Origin of the sequence: Kitasatospora herbaricolor (genome assembly GCF_030813695.1) — a bacterium.
Taxonomy (GTDB): Bacteria; Actinomycetota; Actinomycetes; order Streptomycetales; family Streptomycetaceae; genus Kitasatospora; species Kitasatospora herbaricolor.
The window spans coordinates 4,053,380-4,072,233 of record NZ_JAUSVA010000002.1 but is presented as its reverse complement, the minus strand read 5'-3'; the positions used below and the strand labels follow the sequence as shown (position 1 = coordinate 4,072,233).

Sequence of the window (18,854 nt, the reverse complement as noted above, 5' to 3'; positions counted from 1 at the left end):
CCGAACGGCCGGCCGGGTGGAACCCGGCCGGCCGTTCGGCCTCGTCGTGGAGCCGCGCGCGCTGTCCCCGGCGCCCGCCGTGCGGGGCGGCCGTCCGGCGCCGCCGGGTCAGAAGTCGCTGACGCCGTGCCCCGACAGGAACGCGATCGGGTTGATCACGGCCCCGTAGTGGTTGCTGGAGCGGATCTCGAAGTGCAGGTGCGGCCCGGTCGAGTTGCCGGTGTTGCCGGAGGCGCCGATCTGCTCCCCGGCGGTCACGTGGTCGCCCGCGCTGACGTCCAGCTCCGACATGTGGGCGTACTGCGCGAAGTGGCCGTCCGCCAGCTTCAGCACGACCTCCTTGCCGTACGCGCCGTCCCAGCCGGCGGAGACCACCCGGCCCTCGCCGACCGCGAGCAGTGGCGTGCCCGGGTCCACGGCGAAGTCCACACCGGTGTGGTAGCCGGCCGCGTACTCCGGGTTGGCCACCCCGTACGGGTTGCTGGTCGGCGCGTTCGGCACGGGGGCGGACCAGGCCGGGGCCGGCGCGGGGGCCGGCGCCGGCTCGGGCGCGGGCTCCGGCGCGGGGGCCGGGGCGGCGGGCACCGGGATCGGGACCGGCGCCGCGAGGTTGGCGGCGACCGCGACCGAGTCGTGGGCAGGGGTGTGCCTGACCTGGTACGCGCTCGGTCCGGCGATCTGGACCAGCCCGGTGGCGGGCGCCTCCCCGTGCGGGGAGGTGAAGGCGGAGATGCCCGGCGTGGTGGGTATGACCGTCTGGGCCGACGCGTTGGCGGGCACCCCGGCGACCAGGACGCCGCCCACTATCACCGCGGCGGCGCCGGCCGCGGTGGCGGCCCGGACGCGGGTGCGGGGCAGGGCCGACAGCGGCGCGTGGAGCGTGCGCAGCGGGGCGAGGTGGGTACGGGCGGCCTGGCCGAGTCGGGGCTGCCAGGACACCGCGTGGGTGGCCGCGGTGGTGGCGAGGCGGCGCAGGGCCGGCCCCAGGTTCGGGACGGTGGACATCGGGATGCTCAACCTCACGGGGCGTAAGGGGACAGCACTGAGCCCGGTAGGGCCTGCAGAGCGGGGGACCACTCAGGTGTAAACCGTTACCGAGCGGAGTCCCAAACGGTGTGACGTACTACGGCGTGTAGTCATCGTGAGGTCTGAACTTCAGGCTGTCGGAGTAATGATCGGCGGATTTGATCATGGTCGGATGGTCCGTGGGACGACCTGCGGCCCCGCCGGGCCGCCGCGGGCCGCCCGCCGGGGGGCTCCTACCGCCGCTAGTACCGGCGCCCTCCCTGTGACCATCGCCACCGGCGGCCCCGCCCGCGGTGTGCCGTGGCTCACCGTCAGAGCCCGCCCGCCCTGCCCGCGCGGGGCCGATCGTGACCCCGGTCACCCGCCCCGGGACGCCTGCCTGCTGGAGTCGCCCGCCGGCTGGGCGCTGCACCACCGCGAGCCCTTCGGCCCGCTGGACCCGGTCGTCCTGGTCGACACCGGGTCGGTGCTGCTCGCCGCGACGAGCGCGGGGAACGGCTCGCTGGTCGCCTCGCCGGCCAGCGACGGCCAGGACTTCGCCGCCCGGATCGCCCCCCGACCTGCCGGCCTCCAAGGACGGGGTGAACAGGCCGCGCAGCCGGGGCGACCGCGAGGAGGTCCTCGGCGGGCTCGGCGCCTCCTGGAAGGGCGCCTTCGTCGGCGGCGACCTCCTGGTGCAGGCCGTCACCCACGGGCCGGACGGGGCCGATGAGAAGCTGTACGGCAATTTCCCGTCGTACTCGCTCCACCCGGCACGCTGACCTGTCCGCGGTTCTGGGCGACCATCGAGCTATGGATGTCAACGAGAACGACGCCCGGGCCGCCGAGGCGGCCGGGCCCAGCGTCCAGGAGCGCCGGTTCGCAGCCCTGCGGGGCTGCGACCGGCTGCTCTCGGGCGCCCGGCCGCAGAACCTGCGCGAGCGCCTGGCGGCGCTGACGGCGGAGGCGGAGCAGGCCCACGACCTCGACCAGCGGCCCGACTTCTACGGCGACGGGGTGGTGCGGGCCCTGGAGGAGCGGGTGGCGGGCCTGCTCGGCGCCGAGGACGCGGCCTTCTTCCCCACCGGCACGATGGCGCAGCAGGTCGCGATGCGGATCTGGGCCGACCGCCGCGGCGAGCGCAACGTCGCACTGCACCCGCTGGCCCACCCCGAGCGGCACGAGCGGCGCGCCTACGCCACCCTCGGCGGCCTGCACAGCGTCTGGCCGACCACCGAACCGCGTATCCCCACCCCGGCGGAGATCCGCGGCTTCGACGAGTCGTACGCCGTGCTGACCCTGGAACTCCCGCTTCGCGAGGCCGGGTTCGTCCTGCCTACCTGGGAGGAGCTGACCGCCACGGTCTCCGCCGAGGACGCGCCGGTGCACTTCGACGGTGCTCGGCTGTGGGAGTCCACCTTCCACCTGGGGCACTCGCTGCCGGAGATCGCCGCCCTGGCCGACTCGGTCTACGTCTCCTTCTACAAGACCCTCGGCGGCGTCAACGGCGCCGCCCTCACCGGTGACCGCGAGTTCGTGCGGACGGCCAAGGCCTGGCGCCACCGCTACGGCGGCCAGCTGTTCCAGCAGTGGCCGGCCGCACTGTCCGCGCTGGCCGGGCTGGACCGCGAACTCCCGCTTCTGGAGTCGTACGTGACGCACGCGAAGGTGGTGGCCGCGGCGCTGGCGGAGGCCCTCGCGGCGGTGCCGGGCGCCCGGGTGTTCCCCGAGCCGCCGCACACCCACCAGTTCCAGCTCTGGCTGCCGTACCCGGCGCGGGCCTTGGACGAGGCGGGCATCCGGCTCGCGGAGGAGTCCGGCCTGGGTCTCTTCGGCGGCTGGCGGGACTCCGCGCTGCCGGGCCTGGCGATGACCGAGGTGACGGTCGCCGGGCCCGCCCTGGAGTGGAGCGCCAAGGACGTCACGGCGGGCGTCGAGGCCCTGCTCGCCCTGCTCTGACCTCGCCCGGCCCCGATCGGTTGCTCTACGCTCGACCCGCCGCACCGCGCGGCCGTTTCACCCCGGGGGGCGCAATGAGCGAGAGCATCGAACTGGCCGACGCGATCGAGGCGGTCCGGCAGGAACTCCTCGACGCGTCGGCCCGGGGCGCCGGGCAGCCGCTCCGGTTCGAGGTCGGCGAGGTGACCCTCGACTTCAGCGTCGAACTGCGGCGGGACGCCAGGGCCAAGGGCGGCGTCAAGGCCTGGGTGCTGTCGGCCGACGCCGAGGCCGGCATCGCCCACCGCCGGCTCCACCAGGTCTCGGTGACCCTGCATCCGAAGGACGCCGGCACCGGCGCGAGCCCGCTGGTCGGCAACGCCGACCTCGGCAGCCGCGACGGGTTCTGACCGTGGCGGTGCGCGCCGGGCGCATCGTCGCGGTCCGCGGGGCCGGCCAGGGCAGCGGCTACCTGCTCGCTCCCCGGCTGGTCCTGACGGCCGCTCACGTGATCCGCTCCGACCCGTGGGCGCAGGCGCCGGACATCGTCGAGGCGGCCGTGCCGGGGGGCCGGGGCTGGGTCCGGGGCACCGTGGTGTGGATGCCGGCCTCGGGGAGCCGGCACCTGGACGCGGCCCTGGTCCGCACCGACGAGGATCTGCCCGCCGGCCCCGGGGCGGCGCCCGCGTCCGACCTCCGGTGGGGCCGGATCGACGGGCTGCAGCCCCTCCCGCTCTGCCACCTCACGGGCTACCCGGCGGCGGCCAGGGACGAGGCGGGCCGGCTGGACAGCACCCAGGTGGCCGGGACGCTGATGCCCGGCTCCGGGCTGCTCTCCCACCGGCTGGTGCTCAACAGCGACCACACGCCGCCCGCCGGGCTGCCGGGAGCGGCGTCCCCCTGGGCCGGGATCTCGGGCGCCGGGGTGTTCTTCCGGGACCGGCTGATGGGCCTCGCGGTCGAGGACCGGCAGCCCGGGAGCTGGCAGCACGCGCAGCTGTCGCTGGTCCCGGTCGCCGACCTGCTCGCCGTCCCCGGCTTCGCCGAGGCCCTGGCCGAGCACGGAGTGCCCCGGCCCCGGCTGGAGGGCGTCGGGGACCAGGAGGCCGACGACGCCGACTTCGAGCAGCGCTACGCCGGGTCCGTCCGGGTGGACCACGGCAAGCTGCGGATCTTCGGCCTGGACCTCTCCCGGGCCCGGTCCCGGCTGAGCGATCTGGACACCGCCTACCTCGGCCTGGAGGCGAAGGCGCTCCCGCAGGAGGGCGCGGCCCGCGCCGAGCGGCGGCCGGAGCGGGTGGAGGCGGTGCTCCGGGGGCGCAGCAGGATCCTGCTCCGGGGGCAGGCGGGCTCCGGCAAGACCACCCTGCTCCAGTGGCTGGCCGTGCACGCGGCCGAGGGCAGCCTCGGCGAGACGCTGGCCGACTGGAACCACCGCGTCCCGTTCGTGCTGCGGCTCCGGGCGATGTACCGGCTGCGGAACCTGCACCCGCGTCCCGAGGAGTACCTGGGCGTGGAGAGCAGTCCGCTGGCCGGCGCCCAGCCGCCCGGCTGGGCGGACCGGGTGCTGCGGGCCGGGCGGGCGCTGCTGCTGGTGGACGGGATGGACGAGATCCCCGAGCAGGAGCGGGACGAGGCCCGGGAATGGCTGGCGCGCCTGCTCGGCCACTACCCGCGGACCCTGTGCGTGGTGACCGTGCGGCCGTCCGCGGTGGCACCCGGTTGGCTGGAGGGCCTCGGCTTCGACGAGCTGACCCTGTGCCCGATGCGCAAGGCCGACCGGGACGCGCTCATCGACCGCTGGCACGAGGCCGCCCGGGGCGAGCTGACGGCGGGCGCGGCGGCGTCCTCGGAGCGTGACGTCCAGGAACTGGAAACGCTCAAGGCGACCCTCAAGCGCACCCTCGGGTCCTCGCCGGACCTCGCCGCCCTGACCGACAGCCCGTTGCTCTGCGCCATGATCTGCGCCCTGCACCGGGACTGGGACGGCGCCCTGCCGCACCGCACGATGGACGTCTACGACGCGGCGCTGAACCTGCTGCTGGTCCGCCGGGACCAGCAGCGCAAGGTGGAGCACCCCGCCGGCCCCGCGCTCACCAAGGAGGAGCAGCTCGCCCTGCTCCAGCAGATCGCGGCCTGGCTGGTGAAGAACGGCATGGCCGAGGGCGCCCGGGGTGACGCCGTCCACCAGATCGGCCGGCTGCTGCCCTCGCTCTCCCCGGCGGCGCGGGCGGCCTCCTCCGAGCAGGTCTACGCCCGTCTGCTCAACCGGTCCGGCCTGCTGACCGAGACCAGCGTCGAGACCTTCGAGTTCCTCCACCGCACCTTCCAGGACTACCTGGCCGCTCGGGAGTTCAAGGAGGACCGGGCCTTCGGGATGCTCGCCGGCCACGCGCACGACGAGCAGTGGGCCGACGTCGTCCGGATGACGGTCGGGCACGGCGGCCCGAGGGACCGCACCGACCTGCTGGAGCGGCTGCTGCGGGCGGCGGCCGAGGCGCCGGCCGGCCGGCGGCGCTCGATCACGGTGCTCGCGGGGAGCTGCCTGGCCTTCGCCCCCCGGCTGGAGGAGCAGGCCCGCGCGGCCGTCCTGCGCGAGCTGGGGCGGCTGCTGTCCGAGGAGGCAGCGAAGTTGACCCGTCGTCAGTGGGAGGTGCTGGCGCTGGCGGGGGAGGACCTGCTGGACCACCTGCCGCCCTGGCCCGAGGTGGCGGACCGCCGCCCGGTGATCAGGCTGCTCGCGGCGGTCGGGGGTGAGCGCGCGCTCGGCCTGCTGGCGGAGGTCGCGGCCGTACTGGAGCCGGACGAGGCGGCGCTGCTGCCGGGCCTCTGGGGGCACTTCGACGCGGGCCGGTACGCCCGCGAGGTGCTCGGCCCGGCGGATCTGCGCCGCGCGACGCTCACCGTCCGGACCGCGGGGCAGGCCGGGGCGCTCGCCGCGGTCGGCGAGGTCGCCGAGACCCTGTACTACGCCGACGCCCTGCCCGGCCTGGCCGGGCTGGCGGACCTCCGGACTTCGTCGCTGATCCTCATGCAGGGGCGCGATGCCGACCTGTCGGGCCTGACCGGGATCGCCGGGCTGGTCGAGCTCGATCTGCGGCGGTGCGCGGTGCCCCCGGTCCTTCCGCTGCTGTCCGCGCTGCCCCTGGTGGCGCTCACCGTCCGCGAGGCCCACGGTCCCGTCGACGCCGCGGCTCTCCTCGGGACGGTCCGGGACCACCCGTCCCTGACCGTCCTGACCCTGGACGCCGGACTGCTCCAGCAGGCCCCGCCGTCCCTGCGGATTCCGGGCGTCACCAGGCTGAACGTCGCCGTGGACCACGCCGTGCTGGCCGTGGAACACCCGCTCGCCCTGTTCCCCGGGCTCCGGGAGCTCTGCCTGGTCTTCCCGGCCGCTCCCGCGCGGCCGGTGGACGTGCGCCCGGTGTCCCGGCACCCGGGGCTCGGTCTGGTCGTCCAGGTCTACCCGTTCAACGACCGGGGCCGGCCCACCGAGGCGTTCGTCACCGGGGTCGAGGATCTCCCGCCGGGCCGGTTCGTGATCGAGCGGACCTAGACACGGCCCGGCGAAGCACATCCGGCCCGCCCCCGCGCACAGGACGCGGGGACGGGCCGGACGGGGTGTGTCAGTGCCGGATCGTCGGACGATCCGACCGGTCAGCCGATTGCTCGGCCGAACGGCTCGGTCAGTTGTCGACCGGGCGGACGCGGATCCAGGTCTCGAGGTAGTTCGAGGACTCGTTCTCGATCTCGATGCTGGTGCCGGTCTTCGGGACGATGACGCTGCTGTACGGGTTGGTGGCGTCGTAGTAGGACTTCAGGTCGCTGAACGAGTCAACGCCCTTGGCCTTCGGGACGACCGTCTCCACGCCGTTCTTGTGCAGGGTCAGACCGTCGGTCTTCTGCGAGCCGAAGGTGGAGTCGTAACCCTGGACGCGCGGACGCAGCAGGGCGCCGTCGGACCACTTCAGCGGTGCCGGGTGCGAGTCGATCGGGAGGATCAGGCCCGAACCCGGGTGGTTGGTGACGTTGTTGTCGCTCTGGGAGGTGTCCCACAGCCAGATCAGCAGGCCGTCCTGGTTGGCGTAGTGCTCAACCGTGTCGGGCTTGGTGTTGGCGAAGCCGAAGTTGTACGGACCGGTCTTCAGCGTGGTGTCGTACGAGATGTACTGACGGTTCTCCGCGATGTAGTACTGGGCGTAGTCCTTGGAGAACTTGCCCGTGATCCGGGAGAAGCCGTTGGCCGTCCAGCCGTTGTCGCCGTTCTCGGCGTCGTCGGAGAAGACGGTGGCACCGTCGGCGGTGATGGCGATGTTGTCGAGGGCCAGGCCCTTGAGGTGCACGCCACCGTCGGTGGTGTAGTGGAACCGGACCTTGACGGACTGGCCGGCGTAGGCGTCCAGCGAGTAGGCCAGGTCGCCCCAGTTGCCGGCCGAGCTGCCGGTCAGACCGGCCTTGCCGGCCGGGTCGGCCGGGATCGCCACACCGTTGAAGGTGCCGTTGACGGCGTTCCAGTGGGCGCCGCCGTCGGTGGAGACCTCGGCGTAGCCGTAGTCGTAGTCCTGCTCGATGTCGTACCAGGCCTTGGCGGTCAGCGCCGCCGAGGTCTTGCCGGTGAGGTCGACGTCGCGGGCGACCGAGACGTTGAGGTCGTCGGCACTACCGCTCCACCACTCGTTCGCACCCGCGAACGGGGTGTTGATCTCGGTGGTGACGGTCTTCTTCGGCAGGTCGACGACCAGGGCCTGCGGCAGGGCGGTGTTGAACTCCGCCGGGCCGATGTGGTGCTTGGAGCCCTTGCCCGCGGTGGCCTTGTCGTACTTCAGCCAGCCGAGCTGCAGCTTGCTCCAGGCGTCGAGGTCGCCCGGCTTGTCGCCGATCTCGTTCTTGCCGTCGCCCAGCCAGGAGCCGGAGGACATCAGGGACCAGAAGCCGACGGAGTTGTCGATGCCGCTGCCGCTGGTGTCGTACAGGTCCGGCAGACCGAGGTCGTGGCCGTACTCGTGCGCGAAGACGCCGAGGCCGCCGTTCTCCGCCTGCATGGTGTAGTCGCCGACCCAGAGACCGGAGGTGCCGACCGGGGTGCCGCCGAGCTTGTTGTCGGCGGGGCCGGTCTGGCCCGCGGCGGTGCCGTAGGCGTAGCTGCGGTGGGCCCAGAGCGCGTCGGTGCCCTGGACGCCGCCGCCGGCGGACTGGTCCTCACCGGCGTGCACGATCTGGAAGTGGTCGACGTAACCGTCGGGCTCGTTGAAGTTGCCGTCGTGGTCGTAGTCGTACCGGTCCCACTGGTCGTACTGCGCGATGGTGTCCTTGATCTGAGCGTCCGTCTGGCCCTTGGCCTTCTGGTCGGCGACCCAGGCGTTGACGCCGTCGCGGATCAGGTCCTGCGCGTTGTTGCAGACGTGCTGGCCGCAGTAGTCCGAGCCGTAACGGGCCTCGTTCCACGGGACCTTCACCCAGTCGGTGACCTGACCGTCGACCGAGTAGCGCCCGGAGGACTGCTTCTCGTAGAAGGTCTTCAGCGAGTCCTGGTCCTTGCTGAAGTACAGGTTCTGGTAGTGCGCCTGGTTGTAGTCGGCCTGCCAGGCGGTGGAGTTGTTGGTGGCGCGGTCCGGCTGCTTGATCTGGTTGTGCGCCGGGCCGGGCTGGCCGCCGTACTTGAGCTGGCCGTTCGGCAGCTTGGTGGTGTTGTCCACCTGGTCACTGAAGTCCACCAGGATGGTGAAGATCTTGTCCGTGCGCTCGCGGCCGAGCTCGACGTACTTGTCCTTGCCCAGCTTGACGCTGGTGCTGCTGCCGTGGGTCTCGACCTTGGCGGTGCCGGCGAGCAGCTGCTCGGTGGCCGCCTTCTGCTCGGCCTCGACCTTGCCACTGAGCGGGCCCGGCAGCACGTCGTCGGTCTTGAGCGACTGGACGGCGTCGGCGGGGTCGCGCGGCACGGGAGCGGCACCGGCCGCAACGGCCGTACCCGGGAGCAGGCCCGCTCCCATCGTGGCTATGACCGCAGCGGTCGCGAGGACCGAGGCGGCTTTCGTGGTCTTCTTCAACGTGGTGACGTCCTCCCCAAACCGGTCCGGCTCTTGGCCTTCCCGGCAAACCAATGAAGACAGGTGGACGACATTTGACCCAAGGGAACGCGGAAAAGATAGACCTTGACCATGACATGAACAGGGCGCTATCCTCCGCGGTCGCCGATCAGCTGATGATCGGTCAAATTCCTTGGGAATAGCGGCAGTAATGGGATGCATCGCATCCGCACGGGCCTGAGCTGCCGGTCCGGCAGCGGCTCCTGGTGCGCCAGGTCACAGATATTGTGACGTCACGTAAAAAGGTCCAGGCCCCCGGCAAGAATGCCGGGGGCCTGGACCGTTTTGTTAACTGTTAACTGTTGTTACTTCGTCAGATCCGGCCCGGCCGAAGCGACGGCCGCGGGGGTGTCCGCGACCGCGGACTTCTCCTCGCCGCGGAAGGTGAACTTGGCGTCCTTGCCCTCGCCCTCCACGCCGACGACCACGATGTGGCCGGCCCGCAGCTCACCGAAGAGGATCTTCTCGGAGAGGTTGTCCTCGATCTCGCGCTGGATGGTCCGGCGCAGCGGACGGGCACCGAGCAGCGGGTCGTAGCCGCGCTTGGCGAGCAGCTTCTTGGCCTCGACGCTGAGCTCCAGGCCCATGTCGCGGTCCTTGAGGCGGCCGTCCACCTTGTCGATCATCAGGTCGACGATCTGGATGATGTCTTCCTCGGACAGCTGGTGGAAGACCACGATGTCGTCGACACGGTTCAGGAACTCGGGGCGGAAGTGCTGCTTGAGCTCCTCGCCGACCTTCGCCTTCATCCGCTCGTACCCGGTGGCGGAGTCGCCCGTGGCCGCGAAGCCCAGGTTGAACCCCTTGGAGATGTCCCGGGTGCCGAGGTTGGTGGTCATGATGATGACGGTGTTCTTGAAGTCGACCACCCGGCCCTGGGAGTCGGTCAGGCGACCGTCCTCCAGGATCTGCAGCAGCGAGTTGAAGATGTCCGGGTGGGCCTTCTCGACCTCGTCGAAGAGGACGACGGAGAACGGCTTGCGGCGGACCTTCTCGGTCAGCTGGCCGCCCTCCTCGTACCCGACGTAGCCGGGGGGAGAGCCGAAGAGCCGGGAGACGGTGTGCTTCTCCGAGAACTCCGACATGTCCAGCGAGATGAGCGCGTCCTCGTCGCCGAAGAGGAACTCGGCGAGCGTCTTGGAGAGCTCGGTCTTACCGACGCCGGACGGGCCGGCGAAGATGAACGAGCCACCGGGACGCTTCGGGTCCTTGAGGCCGGCCCGGGTGCGCCGGATGGCCTGGGAGAGCGCCCGGATGGCGTCCTTCTGGCCGATGACGCGCTTGTGCAGCTCGTCCTCCATGCGCAGCAGACGCGAGGACTCCTCCTCGGTGAGCTTGAAGACCGGGATGCCGGTGGCCGTCGCCAGCACCTCGGCGATCAGCTCCTCGTCCACCTCGGCGACGACGTCCATGTCGCCGGCCTTCCACTCCTTCTCGCGCTTGGCCTTCGCGGTGAGGAGCTGCTTCTCGTCGTCGCGCAGGGACGCGGCCTTCTCGAAGTCCTGCGCGTCGATCGCGCTCTCCTTCTCGCGGCGCACGTCGGCGATCTTCTCGTCGAACTCGCGGAGGTCCGGCGGCGCGGTCATCCGGCGGATGCGCATCCGGGAGCCGGCCTCGTCGATCAGGTCGATCGCCTTGTCCGGCAGGAAGCGGTCCGAGATGTACCGGTCGGCCAGGGTCGCGGCGGCGACCAGTGCGGCGTCCGTGATGGAGACCCGGTGGTGCGCCTCGTAGCGGTCGCGCAGGCCCTTGAGGATCTCGATGGTGTGCGGCAGCGAGGGCTCGGCGACCTGGATCGGCTGGAAGCGGCGCTCCAGCGCGGCGTCCTTCTCCAGGTGCTTGCGGTACTCGTCCAGCGTCGTCGCACCGATGGTCTGCAGCTCACCACGGGCCAGCATCGGCTTGAGGATGCTCGCCGCGTCGATCGCGCCCTCGGCGGCGCCCGCGCCGACCAGGGTGTGCAGCTCGTCGATGAACAGGATGATGTCGCCGCGGGTGCGGATCTCCTTGAGGACCTTCTTCAGGCGCTCCTCGAAGTCACCGCGGTAGCGGGAGCCGGCCACCAGGGCGCCCAGGTCCAGCGTGTAGAGCTGCTTGTCCTTGAGCGTCTCCGGGACCTCGCCCTTGACGATCGCCTGGGCCAGGCCCTCGACCACGGCGGTCTTGCCGACGCCGGGCTCACCGATCAGCACCGGGTTGTTCTTGGTGCGGCGGGACAGCACCTGCATGACCCGCTCGATCTCCTTCTCGCGCCCGATCACCGGGTCGAGCTTGGCCTCGCGGGCGGCCTGGGTGAGGTTGCGCCCGAACTGGTCCAGGACCAGCGAGGTGGAGGGGGTGCCCTCGGCGGGGCCGCCCGCGGTGGCCGACTCCTTGCTGGCGCCGGAGTAACCGGACAGCAGCTGGATCACCTGCTGGCGGACACGGTTCAGGTCGGCGCCCAGCTTCACCAGGACCTGGGCGGCGACGCCCTCGCCCTCGCGGATCAGGCCGAGCAGGATGTGCTCGGTGCCGATGTAGTTGTGGCCGAGCTGAAGGGCCTCGCGGAGCGAGAGCTCCAGGACCTTCTTCGCCCGCGGGGTGAAGGGGATGTGCCCGGACGGGGCCTGCTGGCCCTGGCCGATGATCTCCTCGACCTGCTGGCGAACAGCCTCGAGCGAAATCCCGAGGCTCTCCAGGGCCTTAGCGGCGACACCCTCACCCTCGTGGATCAGACCCAGGAGGATGTGCTCGGTGCCGATGTAGTTGTGGTTGAGCATCCGGGCTTCTTCCTGAGCCAGGACGACAACCCGCCGCGCGCGGTCGGTGAACCTCTCGAACATCGTTTATCGCTCCTCAGAGCGGTCGGGCAGTTCGGGGTCGGTCCCCGCCCTGTCCTTCCGCATGCTAGTCCCGCTCAGCGGCGCGGCATGGGCCCCTCCTGTCCGAAAGTGGACGAGAAGGGTGGATCAGCCCCACTCTCGTGGGAAGTCGTGCTGCGCGACCAGCAGACACCAATCCCAACCTGATGTTGGGAGACGGTGTTCCCACAGGTGGTCCCGATGCACCCGATACCGCTACGCCATCGGCGAACAACGCCCGCCTCGGCGCGGCCGCACCGGCTGCGGCTGGTCACACGATCTGCCCCGGCCCGGGCCTCACGGCCCGTCCCACCTGCATTCATACCCGGTATTCCGCCGGATCTCGCGCAGTTTCCGCGGTGGCGGTGTTCGCCTGGCGAGAAGTCGGCTGACGGGCCGCCCGGTCCGGTCGGCGCCGAGGCCGCCGGGGTGACGGCGGCTCAGTGGCCGGTCGCCCGCCCGCGCCCTCGGCCCGGCGGGCCCTCCGGCCGGGGGAGGCCGGAGTCGGGGTGCGGCCGATCAGGTGGCACCCGCGTTACCGCTTCGCTCCTACAGCGTTGCACAGCCCATGAGTGTTCCGCCGCCCGTACGGAGGTCCCGGGCCGCCCGCCGGTCCGTGCCGGGGCGGCCGGGGCGCGCGCGTCGCCGGCCGGCGGCGTACGGGCCGGTGCCGGCGCGCGCGGGGCGCGCCCTCAGCACCGCGGGGCGCGGAGGAAGTCCTCCACGCCCCGAAAACGTGCTCTGTGCGCCGCGACGTCGACCGGCCGCACGCCGACGGCGTGGCCGGCCCGCCCGGGGCGCCTGAAGCCCTTCTCCGGGCCCTGCCGCGTCCACGGCCCACGGGACACCGGGTGCGGTGTCCCGAGTGGGCTCAGGACGCGTTGGCGCTCTCGTACGCCTCGCGGACGGTGCTGGGCACCCGGCCGCGGTCGTTGACCTCCAGGCCCTGCTCCTTCGCCCAGGCACGGATCTTCGCCGTGTCCGGGGCCCCGGCCGCCGGCCGCGCCGCCGCACCCCGGCCGCCGCTGCGGCGGGCGCTGGTGAGCCGGCCGCTCTGCTTGCGGCCCTTCTCCACGTACGGGGCCAGCAGCCCGCGGAGCTTGTCTGCGTTCGTGCTCTTCAGGTCGATCTCGTAGGCAACGCCGTCGAGAGCGAACGTCACCGTCTCGTCCGCCGAACCACCGTCGAGATCGTCTTCAAGAATGACCTGCACCCTCTGCGCCACGGGCTTCCCTTTCCGCGTAAACGACCCATTGCCTGAGGAAAGGAAACCGCCTTTCTGCAGAAAACACAAACCCCTACGCCCCGCGGGACCGGTTCACAGGTGCAGCAGCATGCGCGAGTTGCCCAGAGTGTTCGGCTTCACACGCTCCAGGTCGAGGAACTCCGCGACGCCTTCATCGTACGAGCGGAGAAGTTCTTCATAGACATCCGTAGCGATCGCCGCCGGGTCTGTCGTACCATCGTCGGTTTCGTGGAGCTCGCCGATCTCGACGAAACCGTGTTTCGCGAAGAACGCGACCTCGAACGTCAAGCAGAAAATCCGACGTACGCCGAGCCAGCGCGCGGTCTGCAGCAGCTTCTCCAGCAGCATGTGCCCGACGCCCTGTCCCAGACAGGACGGATCGACCGCGAGCGTGCGCACCTCGGCCAGGTCCTCCCACATCACGTGCAGGGCGCCGCAGGCCACCACGAGGCCGTTGTCGTCCCGTTCGGCGACCCAGAACTCCTGGACGGATTCGAACAGTGTGACGGTGGGCTTGTCGAGCAGAATCCCGTCCCGCGAGTAGCCGTCGATGAGCCGCCGCACGGCCCGTACGTCAGTGGTCCGCGCCCGGCGGATGGTGACCTCCATGGCGGGACGTTATCGCGTCCCGGCTCCCGGGGGCGCGCGCGTTTCGCCGCCCGCGCCGGCTACGGGGGGGTGCCGGGCCCACCGCTATCGGTCCCGCTTTGGCCGCCGCTATGGGCCCTGCTATGGCCCCCGGTATCGGGCGGGGTTTCGCCCGTCGTATCCGCTTCACCGGGCGTATCGGTTTCGGTGCCGGCCGGGCCGGGGCCGGGATCCGCGGGGGCGGGGAAGAGCGCCGCGACACGCAGTGCGTCCCGGAGTGCCTCCCGTTGCTCAGGTGACATCAGACCGAAGAAGTGCACCAGTGCGGCCGCCGGATTGTCACTGGTGCCCCAGGCGTCGTTCATGAGTGCCGCGGTGTAGGCCTCGCGTGAGGAGACGGGTTCATATCGATAGGCCCGTCCCACCTGGTCCCGGCGCAACCAGCCCTTTCTGAAGAGCTTGTCGAGCACGGTCATCACGGTGGTGTAGGCGATATCGCGTTCCGCCTGCAGGTCGAGCAGAACCTCGCGAACCGTGACCGGGCGGTTCCACTGCCAGACCCTGGTCATGATGTCGTTCTCTAGTTCACCGAGTTGCCGGACCATAGTGGGGCCAGGATAGGGGAGTGAATCGGGCAAATCTTGCTAAGGCGGAGCAAACCGGCGCGCCGCCGCCCGGAATGGGACGACGGCGCGCGGGCCTGGTTCCGTGGTGATCGCGGCCCGATCGCGGACGATCAGTCGGCGATGTCCTCCTTGGCCTTCTGGGCCCCGCCCTGGCTGCGGATGATCGCCCGCACCAGGAAGCCGAACCCGACCGCCATGACCAGCGGCGGCACGATCGCACTCACGTAGTCCATCGGGTCACTCCTCGTCGCTCTTGGGCGCCGCCGGGGCGGCCTTGGGCTCGGGCTTCACCAGCGGGAAGAGCACCGTCTCGCGGATGTTCTTGCCGGTGAGCAGCATGATGAGGCGGTCCACCCCGAGGCCGAGGCCGCCGGTCGGGGGCATCGCGTACTCCAGGGCCCGCAGGAAGTCCTCGTCCACCTGCATCGCCTCGACGTCGCCGCCGGCCGCGAGCAGCGACTGCGCGGTGAGGCGGGCGCGCTGCTCGACCGGGTCGACCAGCTCCGAGTAGGCGGTGCCGATCTCGGTGCCGAAGATCACCAGGTCCCACTTCTCGGCCACGCCGGCGATCGAGCGGTGCTGGCGGGTCAGCGGGGAGACCTCGGTCGGGTAGTCCTTGATGAAGGTCGGCCGGACCGCGTTCTCCTCCAGCAGGCGCTCGACCATCTCCAGGACGATCTGCCCGTGGCCCCACTCCTTCTCGAACGGGATGCCGTGCTCGGTCGCCAGCTTGCGCAGCTCCTCGACGCCGGTCTCCGGGGTGACCTCGGTGCCCAGGTGCTCGGAGATGCCCGGGTAGACGCCGACCTCCGCCCACGGCTCGGCCAGGTCGATCTCGTGCTCCACGCCGTGCGGGTCCAGGCCCCGGATCACGGTGGTGCCCAGCGCGTCCCGGGCGGCGTTGATGATGGTCGCCCGGATCAGCTCGGCCTGGGTGTCGTAGTCGCCGTAGGCCTCGTAGGACTCCAGCGAGGTGAACTCGGGGTTGTGGGTCGAGTCCGCGCCCTCGTTGCGGAAGTTGCGGTTGATCTCGAAGACCTTCTCCGCGCCGCCGACCACGAGCCGCTTGAGGTACAGCTCGGGGGCGATCCGCATGAAGAGGTCGATGCCGTAGGCGTTGATGTGGGTCTTGAACGGCCGGGCGTTGGCGCCGCCGTGCACCGGCTGCAGCATCGGGGTCTCGACCTCGATGTAGCCGCGGTCCTCGTAGGTGCGGCGGATCGAGCGGACGACCTTGCTGCGCAGGTGGAGGATCTCCCGCGCCTCGGGGTTCACGATCAGGTCGACGTAGCGCTGGCGGACCCGGGCCTCCGGGTCGGTCAGGCCCTTGTGCTTGTCCGGCAGCGGACGCAGGCACTTGGCGGTGAGCTCCCAGCGGTCGACCATCACGGAGAGTTCGCCGCGCTTGGAGGTGATCACCTCACCCTCGACGCCGACCTGGTCGCCGAGGTCGATGTCGGACTTCCAGGCGGCCAGCCGCTCGGGGCCGAGCTTGTCCAGGGAGAGCATCACCTGGAGGTCGCCGGAACCGTCCCGCAGGGTGGCGAAGCAGAGCTTGCCGCCGGTGCGGGCCAGGACGACCCGGCCGGTCACGCCGACCCGCTCGCCGGTCGCGACGTCCGGCTCCAGGTCGGGGTGCTTGGCGCGCAGGTCGGCGATGGTGGTGGTGCGGGGGAAGCCGACCGGGTACGGGTCGACGCCGGCCGCCCGGAGCCGGTCCAGCTTCTCGCGCCGCACGCGCATCTGCTCGGGAAGGTCGTCGGTCGCGGGGACGGTGCTCTGATCGCTCACCCCACCAGGGTAGCCAGCCCCGGGTGGTGTTCCGCGACGGGATGTCCCGGTGCGCCGCGGCCGCGGAGGGACGCCGTGAGGGGAGGCCGCCGGGGCGGCCTCCCCTCACCCGCGCCGGGCGGGTCAGCCGGTGCCGGTGGCCAGCTCCAGCCCGTCGTCGGCGGGCTCCGGGCGGGCCGGGGGCTTGGGACGGCGGCCGAAGAGCTCGGCGGGGGTCGGCATCCGGTGCGGCTGCCCGCCCTGCGGAGCCGGCGCCGCGGGCCCGGCCTTGGAGCCGGGGGCGGCCTTGGGCGCCGGCGCGGCCTTGGCCGCGGGGGTGGCCTTCGGGGTGGGGGAGTCGGCGGGGCTGCTCATCGGAATCCGTCCTCCAGCAGGGATGGGACCAGCAAAGGTGAGCTGGGCGCTCGGTGGTGCGGCGGGGTTAGGTACCGCCATGAGGTGGCGCTGCCCGGAGGTGAGCGCGAGACGCTCGCGGACGGCGGCCTCGGCGAGGGCGTGACAGCGGCCGGCCAGGCGGGACCTGCGGGAGCGTTCGGCGCTCCCGCAGGGCAGCCGGGACAGCGTGCGCAGCGCGGTGAGGTCGTCCGGGCCCGGCAGGTAGCCGTCGGCGACGGCCTCCTCCAGGCGTTCGAGGTAGCCGCCCGCGCTCCCCGGCAGAGCGGCCCGGTAGCGGGCCAGGTCGGCGAGCAGGAAGGCGCGCAGCCGGCCGCCCTCCCGTACGGCCTCGTCGATCGCCTCGGTGAGGCGCAGGGCCTCCTGGACGTCCTCGGCCCACAGGCCGGCGGACTGGTGGCCGAGGACGGACAGCTGGGCGGGCACGGCGGGGTGCAGGGCTTGGGCGAGGGCGCGGCGCAGCACGCGGACTTCGTCGGCGCTGAAGGCCATGCCGCCGCGCGATCCGTGTGGCGTAGGCATGGGTTGACACTACGTGAGGAATATCCGATTTGTCGGTAGCGTCGCGCAGAGCCCCCCGTTTGGCCCGAAACGATCACCGTGCGGCCGCCGGCACGGCCATGACCAGCGGCGCCGTCCTCCGGCACCCGGCCGCGGCGGTCCTCTTGGCGGATCGTCGCGGTGACGCCCGGGAAGTCCTCCGGGACCGCCTGTAACATCCGCGCCGCGGGCCCCGTCATCCAGGTGTAAGGGAATTCAAGCGGGGGAGCCCAGCAGATGGCACGAGCGAGCGCAGCGGGTACGGCGGGGGAGGACGACTTCCTGGAGTTCGCCGCGGTCCGCACCGGGCACCTCTTCCGGACGGCCTGCCTGCTGACGGGCGGTGACACCCATCTCGCCGAGGACCTCGTCCAGGAGGCCCTCGGCCGGATCTACGCCCAGTGGTACCGCACCTCCTGGTTCGCGCCGCGGGCCAGGATCGAGAACCCGGCCGGCTACGCGCACACCGTGCTGGTCCGGGCCTTCCTCTCGCACCGGCGCCGCCGCAGCACCGCCGAGCAGCCCGTCCGGGAGGTCCCCGACGCCGCCGCCCGGGAGGGCGACCCGGCACTGCGGCTGGCCCTGGTCGAGGCCCTGGGCCGGCTCTCGCCGCGCGACCGGGCGGTGCTCGTCCTGCGGTACTGGGAGGACCGCAGCGTCGAGGAGACCGCCGAGGTGCTGCGCAGCAGCTCCGGCGCGGTGCGGACGCAGACCGTCCGCGCCCTCCGCCGGATCCGGGCGCTGCTCGGGGACGGCCTGGCGGAGCTCGCGGACCGCTGAGGCCGGCCGGACCTCCACCGGGGGCCGGTCCGGCCCGCACGAGGCCCCTGGAAACGCTTCCTCCGACGACGCGCGGAGATGACGACGCGCAGAAATGGTGATGACACATGCCCACCGATCACGACCGGCCCGACCCGCAGTTCGAGCTGGACTTCACCCGGGCGCTGGCCGCGGCCGGCGAGGACTTCGCCACCCGGGCCGAGCCGCTGATCGCCGGCGCCCGGCTCCGGGGCCGGGCGATCCGCCGCCGCCGGACCGCCTCCGTCGCCGCGAGCCTCGCCGTGCTCGTGGCGATCGGCGCCGGCGGGGTGCTGGCGGCGGGCCAGCGGGCCGGCGGCGACAGGCCGGCCGCGGCGCCGCCGATGAGCGCGGAGGAGTTCACCGCCCTGCTGACCGGGTCGCTGCCGGCCGGCACGGTGCAGGTGGCGCAGGCCCAGGGGACGGAGGACGGGACGGCGCAGGTCCGGCTGGTCCTCGACGACGGCCGGGGCGCGGCGCAACTGCTCTTCTGGGTCATGCCGGCCCCCGGCGCGGGCCCCGGCCCGCAATGCCCGGCGCCGCTCGTCGCGGGTGACGAGTGCGCCGTCGAGAGCCTCCCGGGCGGATCGTCGGTGGTCCTCCACAAATCCGGCACCAGGGCGGACGAGCCGGCCGGCGCGCGGACCTGGTCGGCGACCCTGTACACCGCCGACGGCTTCCGGATGATGCTCCAGGAGTGGAACCGCGACCCGCAGCAGCGGGCGGCTCCGATCACCCGGGCCGACCCGCCGCTGACCCAGGCCCAGCTGACCGCCGTGGTCACGGACGAGAAGTGGAAGCCGGTGATGGCCGCACTGCGGCCCGAGCCGCTGGTGGGAGACCCGGCGCCGGACGGGGTGTCGTCGCCCGCCTCGCCGAGGGCGCCCCGGACCCCGTCCGAGGCGGTGACCCTCGTCCCGTCGTCCGGGAGGCCGCCCGCCGGGACGCCGGAGGGCGGCGCGCCCGCCCCGGCGCCCCGGCCCTAGCGGTGCGGGGGCGGCCG

At 72.2% G+C, this 18,854-nt stretch carries 14 protein-coding genes and 1 pseudogene; 6 read left to right on the top strand and 9 right to left on the bottom strand.

Going from position 1 to position 18,854, the window contains the following annotated elements:
- Positions 1-108: 108 nt before the first annotated feature.
- Positions 109-1,005, bottom strand: coding sequence for a M23 family metallopeptidase (locus tag J2S46_RS18130; RefSeq protein WP_229912323.1), 897 nt, complete (start codon positions 1,003-1,005; stop codon positions 109-111).
- A 602-nt stretch (positions 1,006-1,607) separates the two neighbouring features.
- Here J2S46_RS18130 and J2S46_RS40870 point away from each other — a divergent pair.
- The 4 genes from J2S46_RS40870 to J2S46_RS18110 all read left to right on the top strand — a co-directional run bounded on the left by J2S46_RS40870 (position 1,608) and on the right by J2S46_RS18110 (position 6,499).
- The gene (locus J2S46_RS40870; RefSeq protein WP_191288798.1) at positions 1,608-1,787 is read left to right on the top strand and encodes a hypothetical protein; all 180 of its coding nucleotides are present in this window, start codon (positions 1,608-1,610) and stop codon (positions 1,785-1,787) included.
- A 31-nt stretch (positions 1,788-1,818) separates the two neighbouring features.
- Positions 1,819-2,964, top strand: coding sequence for a threonine aldolase family protein (locus J2S46_RS18120; RefSeq protein ID WP_191288797.1), 1,146 nt, complete (start codon positions 1,819-1,821; stop codon positions 2,962-2,964).
- A 74-nt stretch (positions 2,965-3,038) separates the two neighbouring features.
- Complete coding sequence (locus J2S46_RS18115; RefSeq protein ID WP_191288796.1) at positions 3,039-3,353, top strand: trypco2 family protein; 315 nt, start codon at positions 3,039-3,041, stop codon at positions 3,351-3,353.
- Between the two features lie 2 nt (positions 3,354-3,355).
- Entirely contained in the window at positions 3,356-6,499 is a 3,144-nt protein-coding gene (locus J2S46_RS18110; protein WP_191288795.1) for an NACHT domain-containing protein, read from the top strand.
- A 130-nt stretch (positions 6,500-6,629) separates the two neighbouring features.
- On the opposite strand, the gene J2S46_RS18105 is transcribed toward J2S46_RS18110, so the two are convergent.
- The 8 genes and pseudogenes from J2S46_RS18105 to J2S46_RS18070 form a co-directional block, all read right to left on the bottom strand.
- Complete coding sequence (locus J2S46_RS18105; protein WP_191289024.1) at positions 6,630-8,933, bottom strand: immune inhibitor A domain-containing protein; 2,304 nt, start codon at positions 8,931-8,933, stop codon at positions 6,630-6,632.
- A 401-nt stretch (positions 8,934-9,334) separates the two neighbouring features.
- Positions 9,335-11,851, bottom strand: coding sequence for an ATP-dependent Clp protease ATP-binding subunit (locus J2S46_RS18100; protein ID WP_073924470.1), 2,517 nt, complete (start codon positions 11,849-11,851; stop codon positions 9,335-9,337).
- Between the two features lie 889 nt (positions 11,852-12,740).
- Positions 12,741-13,094: a histone-like nucleoid-structuring protein Lsr2 gene (locus tag J2S46_RS18095; RefSeq protein ID WP_073924469.1), complete on the bottom strand. Its 354-nt coding sequence runs from the start codon at positions 13,092-13,094 to the stop codon at positions 12,741-12,743.
- A 93-nt stretch (positions 13,095-13,187) separates the two neighbouring features.
- Positions 13,188-13,724: an amino-acid N-acetyltransferase gene (locus J2S46_RS18090; RefSeq protein WP_191288794.1), complete on the bottom strand. Its 537-nt coding sequence runs from the start codon at positions 13,722-13,724 to the stop codon at positions 13,188-13,190.
- Between the two features lie 59 nt (positions 13,725-13,783).
- On the bottom strand, positions 13,784-14,308 hold the full coding sequence (locus J2S46_RS18085) for a BlaI/MecI/CopY family transcriptional regulator (protein ID WP_191288793.1): 525 nt from the start codon (positions 14,306-14,308) through the stop codon (positions 13,784-13,786).
- 131 nt (positions 14,309-14,439) lie between these two features.
- Complete coding sequence (locus J2S46_RS18080; RefSeq protein WP_266322869.1) at positions 14,440-14,562, bottom strand: hypothetical protein; 123 nt, start codon at positions 14,560-14,562, stop codon at positions 14,440-14,442.
- A gap of 4 nt (positions 14,563-14,566) precedes the next feature.
- Positions 14,567-16,120 (bottom strand): annotated as a pseudogene (lysX, locus tag J2S46_RS18075) (bifunctional lysylphosphatidylglycerol synthetase/lysine--tRNA ligase LysX); the annotation flags it as partial.
- A 123-nt stretch (positions 16,121-16,243) separates the two neighbouring features.
- On the bottom strand, positions 16,244-17,035 hold the full coding sequence (locus J2S46_RS18070) for a hypothetical protein (protein WP_229912320.1): 792 nt from the start codon (positions 17,033-17,035) through the stop codon (positions 16,244-16,246).
- A 255-nt stretch (positions 17,036-17,290) separates the two neighbouring features.
- On the opposite strand from J2S46_RS18070, the gene J2S46_RS18065 reads away from it, so the two are divergent.
- Both J2S46_RS18065 and J2S46_RS18060 read left to right on the top strand, forming a co-directional pair.
- Positions 17,291-17,833 carry a SigE family RNA polymerase sigma factor gene (locus J2S46_RS18065; protein WP_191288791.1) on the top strand — a complete coding sequence of 181 codons (543 nt, stop codon included), beginning with the start codon at positions 17,291-17,293 and terminating at the stop codon, positions 17,831-17,833.
- 107 nt (positions 17,834-17,940) lie between these two features.
- Complete coding sequence (locus tag J2S46_RS18060) at positions 17,941-18,837, top strand: hypothetical protein (protein ID WP_191288790.1); 897 nt, start codon at positions 17,941-17,943, stop codon at positions 18,835-18,837.
- Positions 18,838-18,854 lie beyond the last annotated feature (17 nt).